We start from the raw sequence: 25401 nt of genomic DNA on the forward strand, positions 1-25401 counted from the left end.
GGGGAGCCGTCACCGCGGGCAACCAGGACGCCGACGGCCCGCTGCCGGGCTCGTGCGCCCCCATTACTCTGGAGACGATGACCACGACCCCCGATCGCGTCTACCTCGACCACGCGGCCACCACCGCGATGCGGCCGGAGGCGGTCGAGGTCATGCACGCCGAGCTGCTCCGCACGGGCAACCCCTCCAGCCTGCACGAAGCCGGCCGTCGCGCCCGCCGTGTCGTCGAGGAGTCGCGCGAGCTCATCGCCGAGCGACTCGGCGCCCGGCCCAGCGAGGTCGTGTTCTGCTCCGGCGGCACCGAGGCCAACAACCTCGCCATCAAGGGCCTGTACTGGTCGCGACGGTCCGAGGACCCGCGCCGCGACCGCGTCGTCTTCAGCTCGATCGAGCACCATGCGCTGCTCGACCCGGTCACGTGGCTCGCCGCGCACGAGGGCGCGCGCATCGACGTCACCCCGGTCGACCGGCAGGGGCGGGTCCGCCTGGACTCCCTGCGCGAGTCGATCGAGGAGACCCCGGGCGACGTCACGGCCATCACCACGATGTGGGCCAACAACGAGATGGGCACGATCCAGCCCGTCCGCGAGGTCGTCGAGATCGCCCGCGAGCACGGCATCCCCGTGCACTCCGACGCGGTGCAGGCGGCCGGCTACCTGCCGCTGGACTTCGCCGCGACCGGCCTGGACGCGATGACGGTGACGGGCCACAAACTCGGGGGCCCGGTGGGCATCGGCGCGCTGGTGATCCGCCGTGAGGTCACGGCCACCCCGCTGCTGCACGGCGGCGGCCAGGAGCGCGACCTGCGGTCGGGCACGGTGGGCACCGCCCTCATCGCCGGCTTCGCCACCGCCCTCGACCTGACGATCCAGGAGCAGGAGCGGTCCTCGGTGCGCATCGAGGCGCTCCGCGCGCGCCTGGTCGAGGGGATCACCCGGCTCATCCCGGACGCCGTCGTCAACGGCGACCCGGAGACTGGGCCGCAGCACCGGCTGCCCAACATCGCGCACGTCACGTTCCCCGGCTGCGAGGGCGACGCGCTGCTCATGCTGCTGGACGCCCAGGGCGTCGAGGTCTCCACGGGATCGGCATGCCAGGCCGGCGTGCCCCAGCCCAGCCATGTCCTGCTGGCGATGGGCTTCGACGACGCCGCGGCACGCGGCTCCCTGCGCTTCAGCCTCGGCCACACGTCCACCGAGGCCGACGTCGACCGCCTGCTCGAGGTGCTGCCCGCCGTCCACGAGCGCGCCCGTTCGGCAGGCCTCGTCCGGAGCCGCGGCCGATGAGGCTCATCGCGGCGATGTCCGGCGGCGTCGACTCCGCCGTGGCGGCGGCACGAGCCGTCGAGGCCGGTCATGACGTCACGGGCGTCCACCTCGCCCTGAGCCGCAACCCCAAGTCCTACCGGTCGGGCGCCCGCGGCTGCTGCTCGATCGAGGACGCCGGCGATGCCCGCCGCGCGGCCGACGCGATCGGCATCCCGTTCTTCGTGTGGGACATGAGCGACGAGTTCGCCGACGAGGTCGTCGACGACTTCATCGCCGAGTACACCGCCGGTCGCACCCCCAACCCGTGCCTGCGCTGCAACGAGAAGATCAAGTTCGCGGCGGTCCTCGACCGCGCGGTCGCGCTCGGGTTCGACGGGGTGGTCACGGGCCACTACGCCCGGCTGGTCACCACCGCCGGCGCCGCCGGCGAGGTCGTCGAGCTGCACCGGGCGGTCGACCACGGCAAGGACCAGTCGTACGTCCTCGGGGTCCTCACCCAGGACCAGCTGCGGCGCTCGGTCTTCCCCTTGGGCGACGACCCGAAGACGCTCGTGCGCGAGGAGGCCGCGCGCCGCGGGCTCCAGGTGGCGAACAAGCCCGACAGCCACGACATCTGCTTCATCGCCGACGGCGACAACGCGGGCTGGCTCGCCGACAAGCTCGGACCGCAGCCCGGTCCCATCGTCGACGAGACCGGCGCCGAGGTCGGCGCCCACGACGGTGCCTACGCGTACACGATCGGCCAGCGTCGGGGCCTGCGCCTCGGGGTGCCGGCCGAGGACGGCAAGCCGCGCTTCGTCCTCGACATCGAGCCGGTCACCCGCACCGTCACCGTCGGGCCCCGTGAGCACCTCGCGGTGGGATCGATCGAGGGCATCAAGCCGCTGTGGTGCGCCGAGCCGCCGACCGAGACGCTGGAGTGCACGGTGCAGCTGCGGGCCCACGGCGACGAGCACCGGGCCACGGTCGCCGTCGACGGCGACACCGTGCGGGTCGAGCTGTTCGACCCGGCCATGGGCATCGCCCCGGGCCAGGCCTGCGTGATCTACGACGGCACCCGCGTGGTCGGGTCGGCCACGATCGCCAGCACGCGCCGCGTCGTCCCCGCCTGACGGGAATCGGCGGGGTCCCGGCGGCGTTGACCTGGGCGTGTGGGACAGCATCGTCATCGGAGCCGGCCAGGCCGGCCTGTCGACCTCGTTCCACCTGCGCCGGCTCGGCGTGCGGCACCTCGTCCTCGACGCGAACCCGATGCCGGGAGGGGCGTGGCAGCACCGCTGGGACGCGCTGACCATGGCCGACGTGCACGGGGTCGCCGACCTGCCGGACGCGCCCTTGCCGACGGTCCACGGGCCTGAGGCGGCCAACACGTTCGTGCCCGGCTACTTCGACGCGTACGAGGCACGCAACGACCTGCCGGTCGTCCGTCCCGTCACCGTGCGGACGGTGCGCGACGAGGACGGCGCGCTGCGGGTCGAGTCCGCGGACGGCCGCGTCTGGCACGCCCGCACCCTCGTCAACGCCACCGGCACATGGCGCCGACCGTTCGTGCCGTACTACCCGGGCCGTGAGGAGTTCCGCGGCGAGCAGCTGCACACGGCCGAGTTCGGCGATCCCGAGGACTTCCGTGGCCGCCGGGTGCTGGTGGTCGGCGGGGGACTGTCGGCCGTGCAGTTCCTGGGCCTGCTGCGGCCGATCACCGACACCGTGTGGGTCACGCGCCGCGAGCCGGTGTGGCGCACCGAGGAGTTCGACGCGGAGGCGGGTCGTGCCGCCGTGGCCCTCGTCGAGGAGCGGGTGCGGAAGGGCCTGCCGCCGCGCAGCGTCGTGAGCGTCACCGGCCTCATGCTCCGCCCGCAGGAGCAGGAGGCGGCCCGCCTGGGCGCCTACGAGCGCCGGCCGATGTTCAGCCGGATCGAGCCCGACGGCGTGCGCTGGGCCGACGGCACGTTCGAGCCCGTGGACGTGATCCTCTGGGCCACCGGGTTCCGTCCCGACGTCGAGCACCTCGCCCCGCTCGGGCTGCGCTCGCCGCTCGGCGGGATCCAGCTCGGCGACACGACCGCCACCTCCACCACGGCCGTCGCCGATCCGCGGGTGCAACTCGTGGGGTACGGCCCGTCCGCCTCCACGATCGGCGCGAACCGGGCCGGCCGGGTGGCGGCCCGCGCGGTGGCCCGTGGTCTCGAGAAGGCCGCGGCTCAGGCCAGCTGACGCTCCAGGACGAGGTCGTCCTCGGTGTGGTCGCCCACGACGAAGCGCCGCTCGCCCACCACCTCGAACCCGTGCTTGGCGTAGAAGCGCTGCGCCCGGGCGTTGCGGCCGTTGACCCCGAGCCACACGCTGGCCGCACCGTGAGTGCGGGCGGCCTCGACGACCGCCGTCATGAGCTCGGCGGACACGCCCGTGCCGTGGGCGGCCGGGTCGGCGTAGCACTTGCTGAGCTCGACCGTGGGGCGCTGGCGGACCAGCGACGCGAGGTGCTCGTCGTACGGCTCGCGCGCGAAGGTGAGGGTGTACCCGCTGAGGGCGCTGTCGTCCTCCGCCACCAGGACCTCGGCCTCGGGCGCCGCGAGGTACTCCGCGAACCGCTCGACCGAGAGGTGCTGCGCGATGAACGCGGCCATGCTCGTCTCCGGCATGTCGGGCGGGCAGGCGAGCGGGAACGTGCGCGCGGCGAGGTCGGCCAGCTCGGGCAGGTCGGCGGGCGTGGCGGGTCGGACGGTCACCGGATGATTCTCGCAAGGTCGGCTGGGGGATGATCGTGGGCATGCGAGCCACAGGGATCGGATCGATGCCGGGCGAGGAGTTCGCACCGGTCGCCCGGTACGTCGTCGAGACCCTCGGAGCCGAGGGGATCGTGTTCGTGCCCGAGCTGCCCGACCGCGGCGCCCCGTCGGGGATGCTCGGCCGCACGCTCGGCCTCGTGCCGCTGCCGATCGACCTGCAGCCCGCCGGCTGGAGGCTCGCGCCGGGGGAGGGGATGGATCAGCGCCGGGCGCGGTCTGCGCTCCGCCAGGACCTGGACCTCCTGGAGGAGCTGCTGGACGGCCAGGAGGTCGTGGTCAAGCAGCAGGTCACCGGTCCGCTGACGCTCGCGGCCACCGTCGAGCGGCCGCGCGGCGACAAGGTCACGGCCGACCACGGGGCCCGGCGTGAGCTCGCCGACGCCCTCGCCGAGGCGCTGGTGGACCACGTCGCCGAGCTCCGCCGCCGATTCGCCGGCGAGCTCGTCATCCAGGTCGACGAGCCCGCGATCACCGCCGTGCTGGCGGGCTCGATCCCCACGGCCAGCGGGTTCGGCCGGCACCGCTCGATCGACGCACCCGTGGCCGACGCCCTGCTGCGTCCCGTCGTCGACGCGATCCGCGCGGCCGGCGCGCGACCCGTCGTGCACACCTGCGCCCCGGACGTGCCCGTCTCCCTGCTGGCCGGCGCCGGCTTCGAGGCGATCGCCTTCGACGTCTCCCTCGCGCAGCCGTCCGACGTGTGGGCCGAGGTCTTCGAGTCGGGCACCGACCTGTGGTTCGGCGGCGCGGACGCCCCCGCGGTCGAGGACTTCATGGGCCGGCTCGGCTTCGCCGTGGAGTCCTTCGCCGGCCGAGGCGCCGTCACCCCCGCCTGCGGCCTCGCCGGCCGCACGCCCCCGGAGACCCGGCGGGCCCTGGAGTCGGCCGTCTCCGCGGCCGCGTCCTTCGGCTGAGCGCTCAGTCGGCGTCGCGCAGCAGCCGCAGCGTCTCCCGCTCGATCGCGTTCCGCCGCTCCAGCGCGTCGATCTCCTGCTCGAACGACTGACGGGGGATCACCGTGCCGGACTCGTAGAGGCTCACCAGGCGCGGATCGACATAGGAGCTGCGCACGACGGCCGGGGTGTTCCCCAGCGCGAGGGACACCTCGGTCATCGCGCTCCGCACGGCGCGCTCGCGTGAGGCCTTCGTGTCGCCGGGCTCGTCGGAGAGTGCCAGCACCTCGGCCGCCAGCACGGTCGCGGCCCAGGTGCGCAGGTCCTTCGCGGTGATCTCGAGGCCACTCTGCTCGCGCAGGTAGGTGTTCACGTCGGAGGAGTCGAGGAAGTAGCGCGACCGCTGCGACCGGTACTCCAGCAGCCGGGGTCCGCCCCCGCGCCGGCGGCGCATCCGGTTGATGGCGTCCACGACCGGCTCGTCCTCCAGCAGGACGCTGTGCTCGACCCCGGACTTGCCCACGAACGTGAACAGCAGCGCGTCCCCCTTCGCGCGGACGTGCCGTCGCTCGAGGGTGGTCAACCCGAAGCTGCCCTGCTTGGCGTAGACGTCGTTGCCGACGCGGAAGGAGCCCGAGTCCAGCATGCGCACCGCGACGGCCGCGGCATGCTCGCGCGACCCGTCGGAGGCCGTGACGTGGTCGGTCACGAGCGCTCGCAGCTTCGGCAGCTCGCGGGCGATCTGGCTGACCCGGTCGAACTTCTCGACGTTGCGCTGCCGGACCCATTCGGGGTGATAGAGGTACTGGGTGCGGCCGGCCTCGTCCACCCCGGTGGCCTGCAGGTGGCCGTTGGGCCAGGGGCTGATCCACACGTCCTGCCACGCCGGCGGAATCGCCAGGCTCTCGACGCGCTCGCGCTCCTCGCCGGTGACGACCGAGCCGGACTCGTCGCGGTAGGTCCAGCCACGACCGGCACGTCGCCGGGTCCACCCCCGGGTCCGGGTCGTCACGCGGCGCAGTCTCATGTTCCGCACCCTAGATCGGTCGGCGGCAGCGGCAAGTCGGCGGAGCGGCGGCGTCGTCGTGTCGGTGTCCGAGGGTCGCACTAGGCTCGGCGCCATGGCGGAATCGCGTGAAGACGGAGTGCCCGACGAGGACCCCGGAGCCGAGGCTTCCCGGGCCGAGGCGGCCGAGCTGACCGAGCAGATCGAGCGTGCGCGCGACGCCTACTACGGCCAGGACACGTCCCTCGTCGACGACGCCACGTACGACGGTTGGATGCACCGCCTCGAGGAGCTCGAGCGGCTCCACCCCGAGCTGCAGGGCCAGGACTCGCCCACCCTCAACGTCGGCGCGCCCACCACGTCGGCGCTGCCCCCGATCGAGCACGCCGAGCGCATGCTCAGCCTCGACAACGTCTTCTCGCCCGAGGAGTTGCGCGACTGGTGCGCCAAGACCGAGCGCGCCGCCGGGCGGTCCGTGCGCTGGCTCAGCGAGGCCAAGATCGACGGCCTCGCGATCAACCTGCGCTACGAGAACGGGGTGCTCGTCACCGCTGCCACGCGCGGCGACGGTCGGGTCGGCGAGGACGTCACGGTCAACGCGCTCAAGGTCGCGGGCATCCCGAAGCACCTCGACGGCGAGGGCCACCCGCCGCTGGTCGAGGTGCGCGGCGAGGTCTTCATCGGCATCGAGGAGTTCGAGCGGCTCAACGCGTTCCAGGCCGAGCTGCGCGACCGAGCGGTGGCCGAGTCGCTGAAGCGCGGCGTCGACGAGGAGCGCGCCACCGCCAGCGCGGCCCGGCGCTTCCCGGCGTTCGCCAACCCGCGCAACGCCGCCAGCGGCGGCCTGCGCCAGCAGCTCGACAAGAAGTCCGGGCTCGAGCTCGAGGCCGGCCACGAGCGCATCGCGGTGCTGGGTCTCTACGTCCACGGCATCGGCGCGTGGGAGCGGCCGCCGGTCAACGCGCAGAGCGAGGTTTACGACCTGCTGCAGGAGTGGGGCCTGCCCACCAGCCCCAACACGCGGGTGTTCGACAGCGTCGACGACGTGCTGGAGCGCGTGGCCGAGCTGGGCGGCCAGCGCCACTCCCTCCAGCACGAGATCGACGGTCTCGTCGTCAAGGTCGACGAGCTGGCGCTGCACCCCGAGCTGGGCGAGACCAGCCGGGCGCCGCGCTGGGCGATCGCCTACAAGTACCCGCCCGAGGAGGTGCAGACCACGCTGCTCGACATCGTCGTGTCGGTCGGCCGCACCGGCCGGGCCACCCCGTACGCGCAGATGGAGCCGGTGCGCGTCGCCGGCAGCGTCGTGCGGCAGGCCACGCTGCACAACCAGGACGTCGTCAAGGCCAAGGGCGTGCTGATCGGCGACACCGTCGTGCTGCGCAAGGCCGGCGACGTCATCCCCGAGGTGCTGGGCCCGGTGGTCGAGCGCCGCGACGGCAGCGAGCGTGCGTTCGTCATGCCCGAGGGCTGCCCCGAGTGCGGCACGCCGCTGCGGGCGATGAAGGAGGGCGACAAGGACCTGCGGTGCCCCAACGCCCGCACCTGCCCGGCCCAGGTGCGTGGCCGGGTCGAGCACGTCGGCTCACGCGGAGCCCTCGACATCGAGGCGCTCGGCGAGGTCACGGCCGCCGCGCTCACACAGGGCACCGGGGCGCCGCTCGACTCCGAGGCCGGCCTGTTCGACCTCACGATCGAGCAGCTCGTCCCCATCGAGGTCACCGTGCGCGACGCCGAGACCGGCGAGGCCAAGCTCGACGACAAGACGGGCGAGCCGGTCGTGCGCACGCCGTTCCGGGTCAAGACCGGCGAGCCGTCCAAGCAGGCCCAGGTGCTGCTCGACGAGCTCGAGAAGGCCAAGACCAAGGACCTGTGGCGCCAGCTCGTCTCGCTCAACATCCGCCACGTCGGGCCGGTCGCCGCGCGCGCCCTGGCGCAGTACTTCGGCTCGATCGACGCGATCCGCGCAGCCACCCGCGACGAGCTCGCGGCGGTCGAGGGCGTCGGCGGGATCATCGCCGACTCGGTGATCGCGTGGTTCGAGGTCGACTGGCACCGCGACATCGTCGACCAGTGGCGGGCCGCGGGCGTCCGCTTCGCGATCCCCGACCACCCCGGCCCGGGCGCCGCGTCGACCGCCGGGGGAGTGCTCGACGGACTCACGATCGTCGTCACCGGCGGACTCGAGGACTTCACCCGCGACTCGGTCAAGGAGGCGATCATCGCCGCCGGCGGCAAGGCCTCGGGTTCGGTCAGCAAGAAGACCGACTACGTCGTGGTCGGCGAGAACGCCGGCTCGAAGGCCGCCAAGGCCGAGGACCTCGGCCTCACCATCCTCAACGAGGCCCAGTTCAAGAAGCTGCTCGACGGCGGCCCGGACGCCCTGGCCTGACCGGAGCGCTGGGAGTGACGTTTGGGGGGTCGACACGCCGGTGAGGACCCCGCAAACGTCACTGCCAGCGCCCGGCGACCGGCGTCCGGCATGTCGACCCGCCCCACTAGGATGAAATCCATGTCGTCACCCGAGATCTCCCGCGATGACGTCGCCCATCTGGCGAGTCTTGCGCGGATCGATTTGTCCGAGTCCGAGCTCGATCGCCTCGGTGCCGAGCTGCCCGCGATCCTCGACTACGTCCAGGTCGTCCAGCAGGCGGCCGGCGACGACGTCCCTGCCATGAGCCACCCCGTGCCGGTCACCAACGTGTTCCGCCCCGACGAGGTGACACCGAGCCTGACGCCCGAGGCGGCGCTCGCCGGTGCTCCCGCCAGCGAGGAGCAGCGCTTCCTCGTGCCCAAGATCCTGGGAGAAGAATGAGCGACCTGACCCGTTCGACCGCGGCCGACATCGCCGCGGCCCTGGCCGACGGCTCCACGACGTCGGTCGAGGTCACGCAGCAGCACCTCGATCGCATCGGTGCCGTCGACGACCGCATCCACGCCTACCTGCACGTCGATGCCGAGGGCGCTCTCGCCACCGCGGCTGACGTCGACCGCCGCCGCGAGGCGGGCGAGTCCCTGCACGGTCTCGCCGGCGTGCCGATCGCCGTCAAGGACGTCCTCACGACCACGGGCCTGCCCACGACGTGCGGCTCGAAGATGCTCGAGGGCTGGATTCCGCCGTACGACTCCACCGTCGTCGCGAAGCTCAAGGCCGCGGGCCTGCCGATCCTCGGCAAGACCAACATGGACGAGTTCGCGATGGGCTCGTCCACCGAGCACTCGGCGTACGGGCCCACCCGCAACCCGTGGGACACCGACCGCATCCCCGGCGGCTCCGGCGGCGGCTCGGCCGCTGCGGTGGCCGCGTTCGAGGCTCCGCTCGCCGTGGGCACCGACACCGGCGGCTCGATCCGCCAGCCCGGCGCCGTCACCGGCACGGTCGGCGTCAAGCCCACCTACGGCGGTGTCTCCCGCTACGGCCTCGTCGCCATGGCCAGCAGCCTCGACCAGGCCGGTCCGGTCACCCGCACGGTGCTCGACGCGGCCCTGCTGCACGAGGTCATCGGTGGCCACGACCCCCGCGACTCCACCAGCCTGAACGTCCCGGTGCCGCCCGTCGTCGCCGCGGCCCGCCGCGCCGACGTCGCCGGCCTGCGGATCGGCGTCGTCACCGAGCTCGGCGGCGAGGGCTTCCAGCCCGGCGTCCGCCAGCGCTTCGAGGAGTCCATCGAGCTGCTGGCGAAGGCCGGCGCCGAGATCGTCGAGGTCTCGTGCCCCAGCTTCGCGCACGGCCTGGCCGCGTACTACCTCGTCATGCCGAGTGAGGTCAGCAGCAACCTCGCCAAGTTCGACGCCATGCGGTACGGCCTGCGGGTCGCGCCCGAGGGCATCGACGGTCCCAGTGCCGAGCAGGTCATGGCCGCCTCGCGCGACGCCGGCTTCGGCGACGAGGTCAAGCGCCGCATCATCCTGGGCACCTACGCCCTGTCGAGCGGCTACTACGACGCCTACTACGGCTCGGCCCAGAAGGTGCGCACGCTGATCGCGCGCGACTTCGAGGCCGCGTTCGAGAAGGTCGACGTCCTGGCCTCGCCCACGTCGCCCACGGTCGCGTGGCCGCTGGGCGAGAAGCTCGACGACCCGCTGGCCATGTACGCGCAGGACATCGCCACGATCCCGGCGAACCTCGCGGGAGTGCCCGGCATCTCGCTGCCGATCGGCCTGTCCGACGGCCTCCCTGTCGGCATGCAGTTCCTCGCCCCCGCGATGGCCGACGACCGGCTCTACAACGCCGGCGCCGCCCTGGAGCGCTTCATCGCCGAGCGCGACGGTCGCCCGTTCGCCGCCCAGGCACCCGAGTTGGAGGTCGCCCGATGAGCATCACCGCCACGAAGCTCGTCCCGTTCGACGAGGCCCTGAGCCGGTACCAGCCGGTCATGGGCCTGGAGATCCACGTCGAACTCAACACCGCGACGAAGATGTTCTGCGGCTGCCCCACCGAGTTCGGCGCCGAGCCGAACACGCAGGTCTGCCCGGTGTGCCTGGGCCTGCCCGGCGCGCTGCCGGTGGTCAACGCCAAGGCCGTCGAGTCGGCGATCCGCATGGGTCTGGCGCTCAACTGCCAGATCGCGCCGTGGTGCCGGTTCGCGCGGAAGAACTACTTCTACCCGGACATGCCGAAGAACTTCCAGACGTCGCAGTACGACGAGCCGATCGCGTTCGACGGCTTCATCGACGTCGACGTTGATGGCGAGACGTACCGGATCGACATCGAGCGCGCGCACATGGAGGAGGACACCGGCAAGTCGCTGCACGTGGGCGGCAGCACGGGTCGCATCCACGGCGCCGAGCACTCGCTGCTCGACTACAACCGCGCCGGCATCCCGCTGATCGAGATCGTCACCCGCACGATTGAGGTCCCCGGCGACAAGGCCCCGGCCGTGGCTCGCGCCTTCGTCAACCAGATCCGCGACCTCATGGTGGCGCTCGGCGTCTCCGATGCGCGCATGGATCAGGGCTCGATGCGCGCCGACGTCAACCTGTCGCTCAAGCCGCTCGGCTCCGACCAGCTGGGCACCCGCACCGAGACCAAGAACGTCAACTCGTTCCGCTCGGTCGAGCGGGCCGTGCGCTACGAGATCGGCCGCCACGCGGCGATCCTCGACGGCGGCGGCTCGATCCTGCAGGAGACGCGTCACTTCCACGAGTCCGACGGCACCACGTCCGCGGGCCGCCCGAAGTCCGACGCCGACGACTACCGCTACTTCCCCGAGCCCGACCTCGCGCCCGTGGCGCCGGACCCGGCGTGGGTCGAGGAGTTGCGTGGCACGCTGCCCGAGCCGCCGGCCGAGCGTCGCAAGCGCCTGCAGTCCGAGTGGGGCTTCAGCGACCTCGACATGCGCGACACCGTCGGCGCGGGCGCCCTCGACCTCGTGGTCGAGACGATCGCCGCCGGTGCGGCTCCGCAGGCCGCCAAGAAGTGGTGGCTCGGCGAGCTGGCCCGCACGGCCAACGAGCAGGGCAAGGACCTGCCGGCACTGCCGATCACGCCCACCCAGGTGGCGCAGATCCAGGGCCTCATCGACGCCAAGCGCATCAACGACAAGCTGGCCCGCCAGGTCTTCGAGGGCGTGCTCGCCGGTGAGGGTGAGCCCGAGGAGGTCGTCGCCTCCCGGGGGCTCGAGGTCGTCTCCGACGACGGAGCACTCGGCGACGCCGTCGACCGCGCCATCGCCAACGATCCCGACGCCGCGCAGAAGATCCGCGACGGCAAGCAGGCCGCCGCCGGTGCGCTCATCGGCTTCGTCATGAAGGAGATGCGCGGCCAGGCCGACGCCGGCCGGGTGCGCGAGCTGATCCTCGAGAAGCTGTCCTGAGCGTGCTCAGGCGTTGAGTCGGTAGGGGTCGACGAAGTCGATCACGGTGACGACCGGCGGGCACGGCAGGTAGCGCTCGACGTAGCGCCGTGGCGTGTCGAGGTGCCGGTCGTCCAGGTGACCGTGGGACTTCATGTTGTGGTGCTTGCGACACAGGCAGCGGAGGTTCGACGCCGAGGTCGCGCCGCCTGAGTCGTAGTCGATTGCGTGGTCCTGGTCGGTCTCGTGGACCGGTGCCCGGCACCCGGTGACGCGACAGGTCCCGTCGCGCCATCGCAGTGCCTTTCTCAGCGACTCGGGTGGTCGATAGCTGAGGACTGTGGTGTCGAGCACCTCGCCGACGGGGTCGAGGACCAGGCGTCTGAGGATCGCGTGCTCGGACTGGGCCAGCTCGCGGACCCACTCGCTGCCGACCGGCTCGCCGTCGTGGGTGAGGCCGGGACCGTCCGTCAGTCCGATGAGGTCGGTGGCGGCGATGCTGATCGCGATCTCGGCGCGGATGTCGGTGTGGGTGCCCTCGGAGCACGTGAGCCAGTGGGCGAGCAGGTCGGCCATCTTCTGGTCGCGCGTGCGGCGGTCCTTCTCGTCGGTGTCGGGATCGATCGAGGGCAGCGCGTTGGCGGCCTTGCGGAGTCGGTCGCCGACGGCGAGGGCCACGCCGGTGGGCAGCAGCGCGTTGAGCCAGCTGGTGCCGTCGTCGTTGTGGGTGATGGAGACGCGCCGGTCGTCGATGGCGCGGGCGGTCTCCTTCTTGGTCTCCTCGGGCTCGAGCCTGGCGCGCAGGCGCCGCAGCCAGGACCGGAGCTCGGCCACGGTGTGGGTGGCCGCGTACTCGGGCGCGGAGTGCTCGAGCTTGGCCCACGCCTCACGGGTCTGGAGCCGCTCGGCGCAGTCGGCGATCGCGGAGACGCGTGCCGCGTCGAGGTCGCCGGCGCGGAACGCCTCCCACACCGCCGGCGTGCGCTCACGGAGCGCCTCGGCTTCGAAGATGATCGCCCAGATCGCTCGCTCGGTGACGTTGAAGGCCTGCGCCAGGTCGAGCACGACCTCACGCCGGGCGAGCTCCTTGGACAGGACGATGTCGTCGGTTCGGTCGATCTCGGCCGTCCGCTCGGCGTGGTGGGTGACGACGACCGACCACTCCTCGAACTCCGCCATCGCGCGACGGCGACGTGCGATGTCGCACACCGTGGCGATGCCTCCCGAACTCATGCAACCAACGTAGTGGGCCCCACCGACAGAACTTGAGGGCTCGGGATCTGTCCACATTGCCTGCGTTCTGAGTCTTCCCTCAGTGCGGGGTGGCGGTCGTACCGTCGAAGACACGACCACTGCCGGAGGCGAACATGTCGATCACCGAAATGCCACCCGTCCACGACTGCGCGGTCGCGGGCTGCTCGTACAACGCCGACTCGGAGTGTCACGCCGGAGCCATCAGCATCACCGGCTCGTCGGCCGGCTCGGCCGGCTGCGGCACCTTCATCGACATCAGCATGACCGGTGGCCTGCCCACCGCGACGGCGATGGTCGGCGCCTGCCACCGCGTCGACTGCACCCACAACGACGCCCTGGAGTGTCACGCGGACTCGATCCGCGTCGGACCGGGCGCCGACCCGGCCGACTGCCTAACGTACCACCGCGTCGCCTGAGCGTCACCGTCTCCGGGAGGCGCGACTCCGGAGGCGGTGCGAGGCTCGAAGCATGACTCACCATGACCAGCTCGAGACCGTCACGAAGATCATGCGCGACACCCGCATCGCCGTCCTGACCTACGTCTCCCGGGAGGGCACGTTGGTGTCCACCCCGATGGGCACGCAGGACTTCGAGCACCCCGGCACCACGTGGTTCCTCACCGAGGCCAGCAGCGAGAAGGTGCAGGCTCTGGCTGCCGATCCGCGGGTGAACGTTTCGTACTCCAGCGACGCCGGGTGGGTCTCCCTCAGCGGCACCGCCCACGTCGAGCAGAACCGCGGCAAGGTCGAGGATCTGTGGGACGCGTCCGCCGGCGCCTTCATGTCCGGCGGCCCCGAGGACCCCGACAACATCGCCCTCCGGATCGACGCCACCTCCGCCGAGTACTGGGAGTCCCCGGGCAAGGTCAGCGCGGCTGTTCAGTTGGTGAAGGGGCTCGTCACCGACCAGCAGCCTGATCTCGGCGACAGCGGCACCATCGGTCTCTGAGCGGGTCTCGTGACGTCCGTACGCTGGACAAGGTGACAACGACTCCCGTGACGGCACAGCTCTCGAACCGCTTCGCGACGGAGCTCCCTGAGCTGGCCGTGGCGTGGCAGGCCGAGCAGACACCGGACCCGAAGGTGTTGGTGCTCAACGATCTGTTGGCCGCCGAGCTCGGCCTGGACGCGGCCTCACTGCGCACCGCCGACGGCGTCGGACTGCTGACCGGCACCTCGGTGCCGCCAAATGCCACGCCCGTCGCCCAGGCCTACGCCGGCCACCAGTTCGGCGGCTACTCGCCGCGGCTCGGCGATGGTCGAGCGCTGCTGATGGGTGAACTGACCGACCGCGAGGGACGGCTCCTCGACCTCCACCTGAAGGGTTCCGGGCGCACGCCGTTCTCTCGTGGCGGCGACGGGTTCGCGGCCGTCGGACCCATGCTGCGCGAGTACGTGATCAGCGAGGCGATGCATGCCCTCGGCGTGCCGACGACGCGCTCGCTGGCGGTGGTCGCCACCGGACGCGACGTGCGCCGCGAGACGATGTTGCCCGGCGCCGTGCTGGCCCGGGTGGCGAGCAGTCACCTCCGCGTGGGCACCTTCCAGTACGTCGCTTCGACCCGCGACCTGGAGCTGCTGCGACGTCTCACTGACCACGCGATCGAGCGCCACCACCCGGGGGCCGCCCGTGCCGAAAACCCGTACCGGGCGCTGTTCGAGGCTGTGGTCGAGGCGCAGGCCGACCTCGTGGCGCGGTGGATGCTCGTCGGGTTCGTCCACGGCGTCATGAACACCGACAACGTGACGATCTCCGGCGAGACGATCGACTACGGGCCGTGCGCGTTCATCGAGGCGTACGACCCGGGCGCGGTCTACAGCTCGATCGACGTCGAAGGGCGTTATGCCTACGGCAACCAGGCGGCGATCGCCCAGTGGAACCTCGCGCGATTCGCGGAGTCGCTGCTGCCGTTGTTCGCGGACGACCAGGACACCGGGGTCGAGCTCGCGATGGAATCGCTCGGCACGTTCGCCCCGAGGTACGCGACCACGTATGCGGCGGGTCTGCGAGCCAAGCTCGGTCTTCCCGAGGGCTTGGAGGACGCCGTCGCGGCGGAGCTGGGGGAGGAGCTGCTAGCTCTTCTTCACAGCAACCACGTCGACTGGACCAGTGGCTTCCGCGCCCTGGGGTCGGCGGCCCGCGGTGATGCAGAGCCCTTTCGCGGGCTGTTCATCGAACTGGCGGCGATCGACGAGTGGCTGTCGCGTTGGCAGGCGGTCGGTCCCGACCCGGCCGCAATGGACCGCGCCAATCCCGTCCACATCCCACGGAACCATCTCGTGGAGGAAGCGCTCGAGGCCGCGACGACCGGCGATCTGGGCCCGGTCCAGCAGTTGTTGCAGGTCGTTCAGCGCCCGTTCGAGGAGCGTCCCGGCCTTGAGCGATACGCCGCGCCAGCGCCGGAGGACTTCGGGCGATACGTCACGTACTGCGGCACCTGACGGACTGTCAGCGATTCGTCCCGCGGACTGCGTACGCACCAAACCCAGGGCACCCGGTGATCGCTGGCACCGGCCGCGCGTGCCTTCTGGGCGACTCAGCGCCCCATTTGCGGTGAAGTGACGCAGCCGTTGGCGACGTTCGCCTAGCGCGCACGCGACGGCGGATCGGTATGACAGAACTCGCGCACGGCCCGGTTCACCTGTTCGGGCCGTTCCAGATGGCTCAGGTGCCCGGCGTCGTCGATCACGACGAGCGTCGAATTCGGGATCGCCTCGTGGAACTGGTGCGCGACGCTCAGGGGCGAGCGAACGTCCTGCCGTCCCCAGACCAGCAGGGTGGGGACGGCGATCTGAGGTAGCAGGTCGGTGAGATCTGTCTGGGCCATGATCGGCAACTCGATGCGAAGGGTGTCCGGTCGGACATCGGCAGCGATGGCCGCGAGCAGGGGGACGAACTCTGCCGGCGGGTCGTTGGCGAAGAGCCCGGGAAGGGTGGGGTCGAAGACCTCACCCTGGACGGAGAGCATCCTGTCCGTGCTCGCAACCCGTGCCCGCACCTCCTCTGCGGGCAGCGACCCCTTCCACCCGGCGTAGGTGCCGATCAGGATCAGGGTCGCGACGAGCGCAGGGTGACGGCGGTAGAGCTCGAGCAACACCGTGCCTCCCCAGGAGAGGCCTGCGATGTGAGCCGGCCCGAGATCGAGGGTCTCGAGCCATGCGGCGAGTCCATCCGCGATATCCGCCAGGTCGAAGTCGTCGGGGAGATCCGATGAACTGCCGGCCCCCGGTTCATCCCAGGCGATGACGGTGAACTCGTCGGTCAGGTCCGCGAACTGAGGTGCCCAGATTCGGCTGTCCTCAGCCGCGCCGTGGACGAAGACCAAGGGCGGTCCCTCGCCGTCGCGTTGGTAGGCGATCGTGAGACCCCCCGCCTCGACAAGCTGCACCTCTCCAAAGTACTCGGGCCGATCACGGTTGGGCTCCAGAGGCACAGGCGGTGGTGGGACGCACACATCACGGCAGGCGTGCTGCCGGTGTCAGTTCGGCCTAGTCCCTGGGTCTGGCGTGAGAGCGACGTCGGTCCAGACCTCCGTCATCTCCGATATTCGAGCGTCGCGAACGGTGATGAAGGTGGCCACCTCGAAATGGACGAGCCGGCCTTCCACGAATACCGTGACCTGACAGCGACCCACCGCTCGCTTGTCGGATCCCACCAGGTCCTCCAGGACCATGTGGTCGAAGCCGGGATACTCGGCGTTCAGTCGCACCCATGAATCACGACCGAACGTCTCGCCCGTATGGACGTACCGACAGATGAAGTCGTCGTGCAGAAGCGCGGGCAGTGCATCCCAGTCGTGCGCGTCAATGACGTCACAAAGGCGCGTCATGAGCTCGCAAGCGTTCACATGCGCCCCCTCGCGGACGTCTCAACGCAGAGAGGGTCGCTCCTCACCGCCGATGACAGTGTGCCATCGGTAGGAGCGGATGTTCCTTCGGCCGTACACCTGGATGGCGCTCGGTGACGGTCTCTGGCCACGCGCCGTCCACGAAGGACACCCCCGCTTCCAATGTGACACCGGAGGAATCCGTCGACGCCCACGCGCATCGGCGCCAAGGAATCAGTCTTGTCGTCGACAAGCGTCTACCCGATCGGCGTCACCTGGGCCGCAACCGCTCGGCTGCCCAGTTTTCGCCATCCGCAGCCTCCAAGGAGTTGTCCACCGGACGAGCGATGTGATCGGTCGGAAGTGCGTTTCAGTGGGCGAAATGGCGCCACCGCCGGACGGCCGGTTCTCGTTGCGCCTCAATGAGAGCTGAGCACCGCCAGCACGTCGTCGAACCGGCCCTCGGCCTCGGCGAAGCGCAGGAACTTGACGCGCTCGACGAGGATCTCGTCCGCGTCAGGCTGGTCGGTGAGCAGCGTCATGACCTCGGTCAAGAACCTCGCGAGCGGCATCGCGCGGTCGTCCTCGGTCTGGCTCAACAGTGGCGTCTGGACCGCCGGCGGGACCAGCTCGAGCACCTGGACCCCGGTGTCGGCCAGCTGCACGCGCAGGCTCTGCGTGTACGAGTGGATGGCTGCCTTCGTCGCGTTGTACGTGGGTGTGAAGGCAGCGGGACGAACGCCAGGCCCGACGAGACGTTCATGACGACGGCGTCGTCCCGGCCGACCAGAAACGGCACGAAGGCGTTCAGCATCCGGATGGGTCCCAGCAGGTTGGTGGTGATCGTGTCCTCGGCGACCGGCAGCGCACTGCCGTCGAGCAGGTTCTCCGGCAGCATGATGCCCGCCATGTTGATCAGCACGTTGAGCTCGGGGTGCGCGGCCGTGACGCTCTTGTACGCCGAGGCGATGGACTCCGGATCGCTGACGTCCAGGACGACCGACTCCATCCCGCGGTGAGCAGCGACCGTCTCGTCGAGCAGGTCCGCTCGGCGGCCGGCGATGATGACGGTGTTGCCGAGGGCGTGGAACCGCTGTGCCAGTCCCAGGCCGAGGCCCGAGGTGCCGCCGGTGATGAGCATGGTGTTGTTCGTGGTCTTCATGGTCTTCCTTCTCGCGTGGGGACCTTCAGTCCATCGGCCGGCGGGAACGGGCACCAGTGACGGTCGAACCACTGATCGACGGTCAGTGGTTGAGGGTGGGGGACTGCGCGAGACTGGACACCCCGCCCATCACTGGAGGAACCCATGAAGAGCCCTGAGCTGGCTGACTTCCTGCGCAGGCGGCGCGAGGTCATGCAGCCGGAGGACGTCGGGCTCTCCCGCGGCCCGCGCCGCCGGGCGGTGGGCCTGCGGCGCGAGGAGGTCGCCGAGCTCGCCGGCATGTCGACCGACTACTACGCCCGACTGGAACGCGGTGACGGGCCGCAGCCGTCGGAGCAGATGGTCGAGGGCATCGCGCGGGCGCTGCGGCTCACCCTGGCCGAGCGCGACCACCTCTTCACCCTGGTCGGGCACACCGCACCCCGCCGGACGCGGCGCAGCGACCACGTCAGCCCCGGCCTCATGCGCGTGCTCGACCGGCTCGCCGACACCCCGGCCCAGGTCATGGCTGGTCCGGACGCCACGCTCATCCAGACCGCGCCCGCGGTGGCTCTGCTCGGCGACCAGACGCACTTCACCGGCCTCGCACGCAGCAACGTCTACCGCTGGTACACCGACCCGACGTCGAGGCTGATCTATCCCGAGGAGGATCGCGCGCACTACGGCGCGGTGTTCACCGCCCAGCTCCGTAGCGCCGCTGCCCCGCATGGCCCGGGCTCGCGCGCCGCGGCGGTGGTGGCCAGCCTGCTGGAGCAGAGCCCGGAGTTCGTCGAGGTCTGGAGCCAGCACGAGGTCGGCCTCCAGCACACCGACCAGAAGCGCTTCGACCATCCCGAGGTCGGCCGACTGGAGCTGCACTGCCAGTCGTTGCTCGACCCCGACCAGGACCAGACGCTGCTCGTGTTCACGGCAACCCCGGGCAGCGAGAGCCACGAGAGGCTGCAGCTGCTCGGGGTCATCGGCAAGCAGGAAATGCGCGCCTGACCGAGCGGCCCGACAGACTCGACTGACGCCTTGGCGACGGCAGGGTCCTGACGTACACTTTCTTGTACTCAAGGAGGCGCCATGAAGACCATGTCGTACAGCGAATCACGCAAGCGGTACGCGGAAGTTCTCGATTCCGTGGTGGACGATCGCGAGGAGATCGTCATCACGCGGGCCGGCCACGAGCCGGCGGTCATCGTCTCCCTCGACGACTACGAGTCTTTGAAGGAGACCGCCTACCTGCTACGCAACCCGGCCAACGCTCGACGACTCCTGGGTTCCATCGAGGAGCTCGAGGCCGGACGTGGCACGGAGCAGGAACTGCTCGATTGAGCATCGTCTTCAGCTCGGCCGCGTGGGAGGACTACCTGTGGTGGCAGCAACAGGACCGCAAGGTCCTGAAGCGGGTCAATCTGCTGATTCGCGACATCGAGCGGAACGGCAACGAGGGCATCGGGAAGCCCGAACCGCTCAAGCACGGGTTCCAGGGCTACTGGTCGAGACGAATCACGGACGAGCACCGACTCGTGTACAAGATCGCGGACGACGACATTCGTATTGCCGCGTGTCGATACCACTACAGCGACTGACCGCAGTCGCTGTCGCGTATGGGACGAGTGGACACATCCCGAATACAAGGGTTGCCGGCCCCCGAGCCGCAGGCTCGGCCACGACCTAGAGTCGAAGCGTGGATGACAAGCGCACGATCGACCTCGTCCTCGAGGGCGGCGGAGTCAAGGGCATCGCCCTCGTCGGCGCCGCGACGGCCCTGGTCGAGAACGGCTACTCCTTCGCCCGGATCGGCGGTTCGTCCGCCGGGGCGATGGTCGGGGCGATCATGGCCGCGATGCAGCATGCGAACGAGCCGTTCAGCCGGGTCGACGACATCATGCGCACGATCGACTACATGGCGTTCCTCGACCGGCGTCCGGGCGCGAGGTTCCTGAAGTGGTGGCCTCGCGGCGCCGACGCGTGGGGTGCGCTCTTCCACCTCGGTGCCCACCCGGGCCGCCACATGGAGGACTGGACGCGCGGCGTGCTGGCCGATCTCGGCGTGAAGAACTTCGGCGACCTGGCGTTCGATGACCCCGGCAGCGCGTTGCCCCCGGGCCAGTCCTACCGGCTCGTGATCACCGCCAGCGACCTGTCCCGCCAACGGGCGATGTTCCTGCCGTGGGACCTGGCCGCCCATGGCAAGGACCCGGACGAGTACTCGGTGGCCCGGGCGGTCCGCGCCTCGGCCGCGATCCCGTTCCTGTTCGAGCCGGTCCGGCTGAAGTCGAAGTACGGGATGCTGACGCTCGCGGACGGGTCCCTGCTGCGCAGCTATCCGATCGAGATCTTCGACCGCAACGACGGCAAGCCCAGCCGGTGGCCGACGCTGGGCGTGCGGCTGAGCTCGCCGGCGGGGGAGCGGGCCAAGGCCAAGCCCGTCACGTCGCCGGTGTCGCTGCTGACGAACCTGATCAAGACCACGGTCGACTCCACCCAGGTGCGCCACGTGAGCGACCCGGCCGCGATCGACCGCAGCATCTTCGCCAAGCCGAAGGGCGTCCGTTGGACCGACTTCGACCTCACGACCGAGCAGCGCACCAGCCTGTTCGAGGCGGGCCACCAGGCGGCGACGACGTGGGTGGCCAAGCACCCCGCCGGGCCTCAGGCGTCGGAGCCGGTCCACACCCAGTGAAGCCATGATCTTCATTTCCGTTGAATAAAGGTATATGCTTCATTTCGTGGAAATGAAGGCGTCACCTTCACCCTGTGCGGCGCTGATCGGCGACCTCGTCGCCTCGCGCAGCGCCGTCTCGCGCATCGGTGCCCAGCAGTCGCTCATCGCGGCGCTGGAGCTGGCACGCGACCTCGTGCCGTCGATCCAGGCCCCCGCACCCACGATCGGCGACGAGTTCCAGTCGACCCATGAGACCGTCGCGCAGGCCATGCTCGCCGCGCTGGTCGTCCGGCTGGCACTGCCGCCCGAGATGGACGCGCGGGTGGGCATCGGCTTCGGGACCATCGAAGTCGTCGGTCGCTCCGAGTACGGTCTCACCCAGGACGGCCCGGCCTGGTGGAACGCGCGCGACGCGATCGGCGAGGTCGAGCAGCGCGCCGGACGCCAGTCCGGCCTGCGCACGTGGGTGCACGAAGGGGGAACGGTGAACGCCTATCTGATGGTCCGCGACCACGTGGTCAGCGGCTTCGACGGCCGCCAGCGACGGCTGGTGCTCGGCCTGCTGCAGGGCCGCACCCAGCGTGAGCTGGCCGAGCAGGAGGGCATCTCGGCCTCGGCCGTCTCGCAGTCCCTGCGCCGCAGTGGCGCACTCGCGGTCGTCGAGGGTCTGGACGAGGTGCGCTGATGGCGCTGCTCGCCCTCGTCCTGCTGGCCATCTGCCTGGCCGAGTACCTGCGCCACATCGACACCCTGTGGGTCATCGCCCTCGAGGTCGTGGCGATCATCGCCGTCGTTGGCCTCGTCGCGCACGGCCTCGGCTACGGTCCGGCCGGGTGGCTGCCGGCCGTCGTCGGCCTGTGGTGGGCCAGCGCTCGCACCCTCCCGTCGTGGCGGGTGCCCGGCATGATCGCCTCGGGCGTCGCCGCCGTGCTGGCGCTCGTGGCGTCGCCGTTCATCGACCGCGACCGTCCGCCGCTGCTCGACTGGTTCGAGGACCTCGGCGTCCCCGGCCTGCTCGGCGTGGGCCTCGACGAGTTCGTCCTGGCGCTGGTCGTGGCCGTCGCGCTCATCGGGCCGGCCAACGCCGTCGTGCGCGAGGTGCTCGACCACGTCGGCCGCGGCCTGCTGAAGGAGGAGCGCCGGCTCAAGGGCGGCCGCGTCATCGGCCCCCTCGAGAGGGTCATGGTGTTCGCCTTCGCCGTCGGCGGCAACTACGGGGGAGTGGCCGCGATCCTCGCCGCCAAGGGCATCCTGCGGTTCCCCGAGATCTCGCGCGACGTGGACGATGAGGAGGGCGACGGCTCGCGCGCCGAGTACGTCCTCGTCGGCAGCTTCGTCAGCTGGTTCCTCGCCCTGGCGCTCGTGCCCCTGTTCTGACCGGGCGCAGGCGTGTCGGGAGCCGGTCGTACGATGCCGTTATGGCCGAGACCCCCGACACCCCCGAGATCGACATCAAGCCGCGGAGCCGCGACGTCACCGACGGCTTGGAGAAGACCGCCGCCCGCGGCATGCTCCGCGCGGTCGGCATGGGGGACGACGACTGGGTGAAGCCCCAGATCGGTGTCGCGTCCAGCTGGAACGAGATCACCCCCTGCAACCTCTCGCTCGACCGCCTGGCCAAGGCCGTCAAGGAGGGCGTGCACGCGGGCGGCGGCTACCCGCTCGAGTTCGGCACCATCAGCGTCTCCGACGGCATCAGCATGGGCCACGAGGGCATGCACTTCTCCCTCGTCAGCCGTGAGGTCATCGCCGACTCGGTCGAGGTCGTCATGTCGGCCGAGCGCCTCGACGGCTCCGTCCTGCTGGCCGGTTGCGACAAGAGCCTGCCCGGCATGCTCATGGCCGCCGCCCGCCTCGACCTGTCGAGCGTCTTCCTCTACGCCGGCTCCACCCTGCCGGGCAGCGTCGACGGCAAGGACGTCACGATCATCGACGCCTTCGAGGCCGTCGGCGCGTGCATGAAGGGCCTCATCTCCCGCGAGCAGGTCGACAAGATCGAGCGCGCGATCTGCCCCGGCGAGGGCGCCTGCGGCGGCATGTACACCGCCAACACGATGGCCTCGGCCGCCGAGGCGCTCGGCATGAGCCTGCCCGGCTCGGCCGCGCCGCCGGCCCCCGACCGCCGCCGCGACGACTACGCCAAGAAGTCCGGCGAGGCCGTCGTCGAGCTGCTCCGCAAGGGCATCACTGCCCGCGACATCATGACGCTCGAGGCCTTCGAGAACGCGATCACCGTCGTCATGGCGCTCGGCGGCTCCACCAACGCCGTGCTGCACCTGCTGGCGATCGCCCGTGAGGCCGGCGTCCCGCTGACCCTCGACGACTTCAGCCGCGTCGGCGACAAGGTCCCGCACCTGGGCGACCTCAAGCCGTTCGGCCGCTACGTCATGAACGACGTCGACAAGGTCGGCGGCATCCCCGTGATCATGAAGGCGCTGCTCGACGCGGGTCTCATGCACGGCGATGTCATGACCGTCACCGGCAAGACCATGGCCGAGAACCTGGCCGACATCGAGCTGGACCTCGACGGCGACGTCATCCGCCCGCTCGACAAGCCGATCCACAAGACCGGCGGCCTGACGATCCTGCACGGCACGCTGGCTCCCGAGGGCGCGGTCGTCAAGAGCGCCGGCTTCGACGAGTCGGTCTTCCGCGGCACCGCCCGCGTGTTCGACGGCGAGCGCGCCGCAATGGACGCGCTGGAGGACGGCACCGTCGTCGCCGGCGACGTCGTCGTCATCCGCTACGAGGGCCCCAAGGGCGGCCCGGGCATGCGCGAGATGCTCGCCATCACCGGCGCCATCAAGGGTGCCGGTCTCGGCAAGGACGTCCTGCTGCTCACCGACGGTCGCTTCTCCGGCGGCACCACCGGCCTGTGCGTCGGGCACGTCGCGCCCGAGGCCGTCGACGGCGGCCCCATCGCGTTCGTCCGCGACGGCGACCCGATCACGCTCGACGTGGCGAACAAGCGCCTCGACGTCGAGATCGACGACGCCGACCTCGAGCAGCGCAAGGAGGGCTGGGAGCCGAACCCGCCCAAGTACACCTCCGGCGTGCTGGCCAAGTACCGCAAGCTCGTCAGCTCGGCCGCGCACGGCGCCGTCACGGGCTGAGTCGCCACGGAGTCGCCACGGAGGCGGTGAGCCTGGTCCCACCCGGAGAGCGGGTGTGGGACCAGGCTCACCGCTCTCGGCGGGCGGTGGGACCACCCGCACCGCCCACGGGGGATTCGGCCCGGGAGCGCACCGTAGAATCGTCCGGTGCCGAACTTCACCGACGACGAACTCGCGACCGCCCTCAAGGTGCTCGGCGAGGCGCAGCACCTCGGTGACGAGGACGAGGCGTACGTGGCCCTGCGTCGTGCCTGCGGCAAGTTCTACAAGGACGTCAAGAAGCAGCGCCGCCGGGCCAAGCGCGACGCCGTCAACGAGGCCGACCGCAGCGTCGTCGCGCTGACCGCCACGGGCTCGCCGCGCCGGATCGACGACGAGACCGCCGGCATCCCGCTGGTCTCCAACGCCCGAGGCGCCTCCGCGGGCGTCCTGCAGGTGCCGCGCGGCTGCTACATCTGCAAGGACAAGTACACGGTGGTGGACGCGTTCTACCACCAGCTCTGCCCGAAGTGCGCCGCGCTGAGTCATGCCAAGCGTGACCAGCGCACCGACCTCACCGGCCGTCGCGCCCTGCTCACCGGCGGCCGCGCCAAGATCGGCATGTACATCGCGCTGCGGCTGCTGCGGGACGGCGCGCACCTGACCATCACCACCCGCTTCCCGCGCGACGCCGTGCGCCGGTTCCAGGCGCAGCCCGACAGCGAGGAGTGGATCGACCGGCTCAAGATCGTCGGCATCGACCTGCGCGACCCGGCCCAGGTCATCGGCCTGGCCGACGAGGTCGCCGCTGCCGGCCCGCTCGACATCCTCATCAACAACGCCGCCCAGACCGTCAAGCGCCAGCCTGGCGCGTACCAGGCCATCGCCGACGCGGAGGCGCAGCCGCTGCCCGAGGGCTTCGTCCCCGAGCTGGTCACCTTCGGTCACACCAGCGACGCGCACCCCGCCTCGCTCGTCGGCTCGGTCGCGTCGCACCCGGCGCTCGCGGGCGACGCCGTCACGGCCGAGGAGCTCACGTCCCTCGCGCTGCAGGCCGGCTCGGCCGATCTCGAGCGCATCGACGCCGGCGGCCTGCTGCCCGACCTCGTCGACACCAACAGCTGGGTCCAGGCCGTCCACCAGGTCGACGCCCTCGAGCTGCTCGAGGTCCAGCTGTGCAACAGCGTCGCGCCGTTCATCCTGATCAGCCGCCTCCGTCCTGCGATGGCCGCGTCCGCCGCGCGGCGCAAGTACGTCGTCAACGTCTCGGCGATGGAGGGCCAGTTCTCGCGCGGCTACAAGGGCCCGGGCCACCCGCACACCAACATGGCCAAGGCGGCGCTCAACATGCTCACCCGCACCAGCGCCCGCGAGATGTTCGAGGCCGACGACATCCTCATGACGGCCGTCGACACCGGCTGGATCACCGACGAGCGCCCGCACGTCACGAAGCAGCGGCTCGCGCAGGAGGGCTTCAAGGCCCCGCTCGACCTCGTCGACGGCGCGGCGCGCGTCTACGACCCGATCGTCCAGGGCGAGGAGGGCGTCGACCTGCACGGCGTCTTCCTGAAGGACTTCGAGCCCTTCCCGTGGTAGGCGGGCGCGCTCGTTCCTCGCGCTCACTCCCGCCGATTCGCTGAGCGAATCTGCGGGCCCGCCTGGC

At 70.9% G+C, this 25401-nt stretch carries 25 protein-coding genes and 1 pseudogene; 19 read left to right on the top strand and 7 right to left on the bottom strand.

Annotated elements, in window-relative coordinates:
- Positions 1 to 77: 77 nt before the first annotated feature.
- The 3 genes from AFL01nite_RS14120 to AFL01nite_RS14130 are packed head-to-tail and all read left to right on the top strand — an operon-like array spanning position 78 to position 3482.
- Positions 78 to 1286, top strand: coding sequence for a cysteine desulfurase family protein (locus AFL01nite_RS14120; protein WP_146828481.1), 1209 nt, complete (start codon positions 78 to 80; stop codon positions 1284 to 1286).
- Positions 1283 to 2380 carry a tRNA 2-thiouridine(34) synthase MnmA gene (gene mnmA, locus AFL01nite_RS14125; RefSeq protein WP_146828484.1) on the top strand — a complete coding sequence of 366 codons (1098 nt, stop codon included), beginning with the start codon at positions 1283 to 1285 and terminating at the stop codon, positions 2378 to 2380. The genes AFL01nite_RS14120 and mnmA overlap by 4 nt, the downstream gene beginning before the upstream one ends.
- Before the next feature lie 37 nt (positions 2381 to 2417).
- Positions 2418 to 3482 carry an NAD(P)-binding domain-containing protein gene (locus AFL01nite_RS14130; RefSeq protein ID WP_371862839.1) on the top strand — a complete coding sequence of 355 codons (1065 nt, stop codon included), beginning with the start codon at positions 2418 to 2420 and terminating at the stop codon, positions 3480 to 3482.
- Here the strand turns inward: AFL01nite_RS14130 and AFL01nite_RS14135 are convergent.
- The gene (locus AFL01nite_RS14135) at positions 3470 to 3997 is read right to left on the bottom strand and encodes a GNAT family N-acetyltransferase (protein ID WP_146828488.1); all 528 of its coding nucleotides are present in this window, start codon (positions 3995 to 3997) and stop codon (positions 3470 to 3472) included. The genes AFL01nite_RS14130 and AFL01nite_RS14135 overlap by 13 nt on opposite strands.
- A 41-nt stretch (positions 3998 to 4038) precedes the next feature.
- Between AFL01nite_RS14135 and AFL01nite_RS14140 the strand changes: the two genes are divergently transcribed.
- Positions 4039 to 4971 (top strand): uroporphyrinogen decarboxylase/cobalamine-independent methonine synthase family protein, encoded by a 933-nt coding sequence (locus AFL01nite_RS14140; protein ID WP_246119731.1) that lies wholly within the window; start codon positions 4039 to 4041, stop codon positions 4969 to 4971.
- A 4-nt stretch (positions 4972 to 4975) separates the two neighbouring features.
- Here AFL01nite_RS14140 and AFL01nite_RS14145 read toward each other — a convergent pair whose 3' ends face one another.
- Positions 4976 to 5977: a DNA topoisomerase IB gene (locus AFL01nite_RS14145; protein WP_146828492.1), complete on the bottom strand. Its 1002-nt coding sequence runs from the start codon at positions 5975 to 5977 to the stop codon at positions 4976 to 4978.
- Between the two features lie 94 nt (positions 5978 to 6071).
- Here AFL01nite_RS14145 and ligA point away from each other — a divergent pair, with 94 nt between their 5' ends.
- From ligA to gatB, 4 genes are all read left to right on the top strand, one after another.
- On the top strand, positions 6072 to 8348 hold the full coding sequence (gene ligA / locus AFL01nite_RS14150) for an NAD-dependent DNA ligase LigA (protein WP_146828494.1): 2277 nt from the start codon (positions 6072 to 6074) through the stop codon (positions 8346 to 8348).
- A 120-nt stretch (positions 8349 to 8468) separates the two neighbouring features.
- The gene (gene gatC / locus AFL01nite_RS14155) at positions 8469 to 8771 is read left to right on the top strand and encodes an Asp-tRNA(Asn)/Glu-tRNA(Gln) amidotransferase subunit GatC (RefSeq protein ID WP_146828496.1); all 303 of its coding nucleotides are present in this window, start codon (positions 8469 to 8471) and stop codon (positions 8769 to 8771) included.
- Complete coding sequence (gene gatA, locus AFL01nite_RS14160) at positions 8768 to 10273, top strand: Asp-tRNA(Asn)/Glu-tRNA(Gln) amidotransferase subunit GatA (RefSeq protein WP_146828498.1); 1506 nt, start codon at positions 8768 to 8770, stop codon at positions 10271 to 10273. Before gatC ends, gatA begins: the two co-directional genes overlap by 4 nt.
- A complete protein-coding gene (gene gatB, locus AFL01nite_RS14165; RefSeq protein WP_146828500.1) occupies positions 10270 to 11772 on the top strand; it encodes an Asp-tRNA(Asn)/Glu-tRNA(Gln) amidotransferase subunit GatB in 1503 nt (500 codons plus the stop codon). The genes gatA and gatB overlap by 4 nt, the downstream gene beginning before the upstream one ends.
- 6 nt (positions 11773 to 11778) lie before the next feature.
- Here the strand turns inward: gatB and AFL01nite_RS14170 are convergent, their stop codons facing one another.
- Positions 11779 to 12984 carry an HNH endonuclease signature motif containing protein gene (locus AFL01nite_RS14170; RefSeq protein WP_186813962.1) on the bottom strand — a complete coding sequence of 402 codons (1206 nt, stop codon included), beginning with the start codon at positions 12982 to 12984 and terminating at the stop codon, positions 11779 to 11781.
- Between the two features lie 134 nt (positions 12985 to 13118).
- Here AFL01nite_RS14170 and AFL01nite_RS14175 point away from each other — a divergent pair, with 134 nt between their 5' ends.
- Genes AFL01nite_RS14175 through AFL01nite_RS14185 form a run of 3 tightly spaced genes read left to right on the top strand, consistent with a single transcriptional unit; the run spans position 13119 to position 15446 of the window.
- On the top strand, positions 13119 to 13421 hold the full coding sequence (locus AFL01nite_RS14175; RefSeq protein WP_146828504.1) for a DUF1540 domain-containing protein: 303 nt from the start codon (positions 13119 to 13121) through the stop codon (positions 13419 to 13421).
- A gap of 52 nt (positions 13422 to 13473) precedes the next feature.
- Positions 13474 to 13953 (top strand): pyridoxamine 5'-phosphate oxidase family protein, encoded by a 480-nt coding sequence (locus tag AFL01nite_RS14180; RefSeq protein WP_146828506.1) that lies wholly within the window; start codon positions 13474 to 13476, stop codon positions 13951 to 13953.
- A 32-nt stretch (positions 13954 to 13985) separates the two neighbouring features.
- Positions 13986 to 15446, top strand: a complete 1461-nt coding sequence (locus tag AFL01nite_RS14185) for a protein adenylyltransferase SelO (RefSeq protein ID WP_146828508.1) — start codon at positions 13986 to 13988, stop codon at positions 15444 to 15446.
- Positions 15447 to 15589: 143 nt separating this feature from the next.
- Here the strand turns inward: AFL01nite_RS14185 and AFL01nite_RS14190 are convergent, their stop codons facing one another.
- The 4 genes and pseudogenes from AFL01nite_RS14190 to AFL01nite_RS14200 form a co-directional block, all read right to left on the bottom strand.
- On the bottom strand, positions 15590 to 16393 hold the full coding sequence (locus AFL01nite_RS14190) for an alpha/beta fold hydrolase (protein ID WP_146828510.1): 804 nt from the start codon (positions 16391 to 16393) through the stop codon (positions 15590 to 15592).
- 90 nt (positions 16394 to 16483) lie between these two features.
- Positions 16484 to 16834 (bottom strand): nuclear transport factor 2 family protein, encoded by a 351-nt coding sequence (locus tag AFL01nite_RS14195; RefSeq protein ID WP_146828511.1) that lies wholly within the window; start codon positions 16832 to 16834, stop codon positions 16484 to 16486.
- Between the two features lie 416 nt (positions 16835 to 17250).
- Entirely contained in the window at positions 17251 to 17430 is a 180-nt protein-coding gene (locus AFL01nite_RS15655) for a hypothetical protein (RefSeq protein ID WP_371862840.1), read from the bottom strand.
- 39 nt (positions 17431 to 17469) lie between these two features.
- Positions 17470 to 17993 (bottom strand): annotated as a pseudogene (locus AFL01nite_RS14200) (SDR family oxidoreductase); the annotation flags it as partial.
- Positions 17994 to 18137: 144 nt separating this feature from the next.
- Here AFL01nite_RS14200 and AFL01nite_RS14205 point away from each other — a divergent pair.
- The 8 genes from AFL01nite_RS14205 to AFL01nite_RS14240 all read left to right on the top strand — a co-directional run bounded on the left by AFL01nite_RS14205 (position 18138) and on the right by AFL01nite_RS14240 (position 25334).
- Positions 18138 to 18977, top strand: a complete 840-nt coding sequence (locus AFL01nite_RS14205) for a helix-turn-helix transcriptional regulator (protein ID WP_146828513.1) — start codon at positions 18138 to 18140, stop codon at positions 18975 to 18977.
- 81 nt (positions 18978 to 19058) lie between these two features.
- Positions 19059 to 19310: a type II toxin-antitoxin system Phd/YefM family antitoxin gene (locus AFL01nite_RS14210; RefSeq protein WP_146828515.1), complete on the top strand. Its 252-nt coding sequence runs from the start codon at positions 19059 to 19061 to the stop codon at positions 19308 to 19310.
- The gene (locus tag AFL01nite_RS14215) at positions 19307 to 19567 is read left to right on the top strand and encodes a Txe/YoeB family addiction module toxin (RefSeq protein WP_146828517.1); all 261 of its coding nucleotides are present in this window, start codon (positions 19307 to 19309) and stop codon (positions 19565 to 19567) included. The genes AFL01nite_RS14210 and AFL01nite_RS14215 overlap by 4 nt, the downstream gene beginning before the upstream one ends.
- A gap of 98 nt (positions 19568 to 19665) precedes the next feature.
- Positions 19666 to 20664, top strand: a complete 999-nt coding sequence (locus AFL01nite_RS14220) for a patatin-like phospholipase family protein (RefSeq protein ID WP_146828519.1) — start codon at positions 19666 to 19668, stop codon at positions 20662 to 20664.
- A 52-nt stretch (positions 20665 to 20716) separates the two neighbouring features.
- Positions 20717 to 21331 (top strand): SatD family protein, encoded by a 615-nt coding sequence (locus AFL01nite_RS14225; protein ID WP_246119734.1) that lies wholly within the window; start codon positions 20717 to 20719, stop codon positions 21329 to 21331.
- Positions 21331 to 22023 (top strand): hypothetical protein, encoded by a 693-nt coding sequence (locus tag AFL01nite_RS14230; RefSeq protein ID WP_146828523.1) that lies wholly within the window; start codon positions 21331 to 21333, stop codon positions 22021 to 22023. The genes AFL01nite_RS14225 and AFL01nite_RS14230 overlap by 1 nt, the downstream gene beginning before the upstream one ends.
- A 41-nt stretch (positions 22024 to 22064) precedes the next feature.
- Positions 22065 to 23759, top strand: coding sequence for a dihydroxy-acid dehydratase (gene ilvD, locus AFL01nite_RS14235; RefSeq protein WP_146828525.1), 1695 nt, complete (start codon positions 22065 to 22067; stop codon positions 23757 to 23759).
- Positions 23760 to 23906: 147 nt separating this feature from the next.
- The gene (locus tag AFL01nite_RS14240; protein WP_146828527.1) at positions 23907 to 25334 is read left to right on the top strand and encodes an SDR family oxidoreductase; all 1428 of its coding nucleotides are present in this window, start codon (positions 23907 to 23909) and stop codon (positions 25332 to 25334) included.
- The last annotated feature ends 67 nt before the right edge of the window (positions 25335 to 25401 follow it).

The sequence above is a fragment of the Aeromicrobium flavum genome, assembly GCF_007992115.1.
Classification (GTDB): Bacteria; Actinomycetota; Actinomycetes; order Propionibacteriales; family Nocardioidaceae; genus Aeromicrobium; species Aeromicrobium flavum.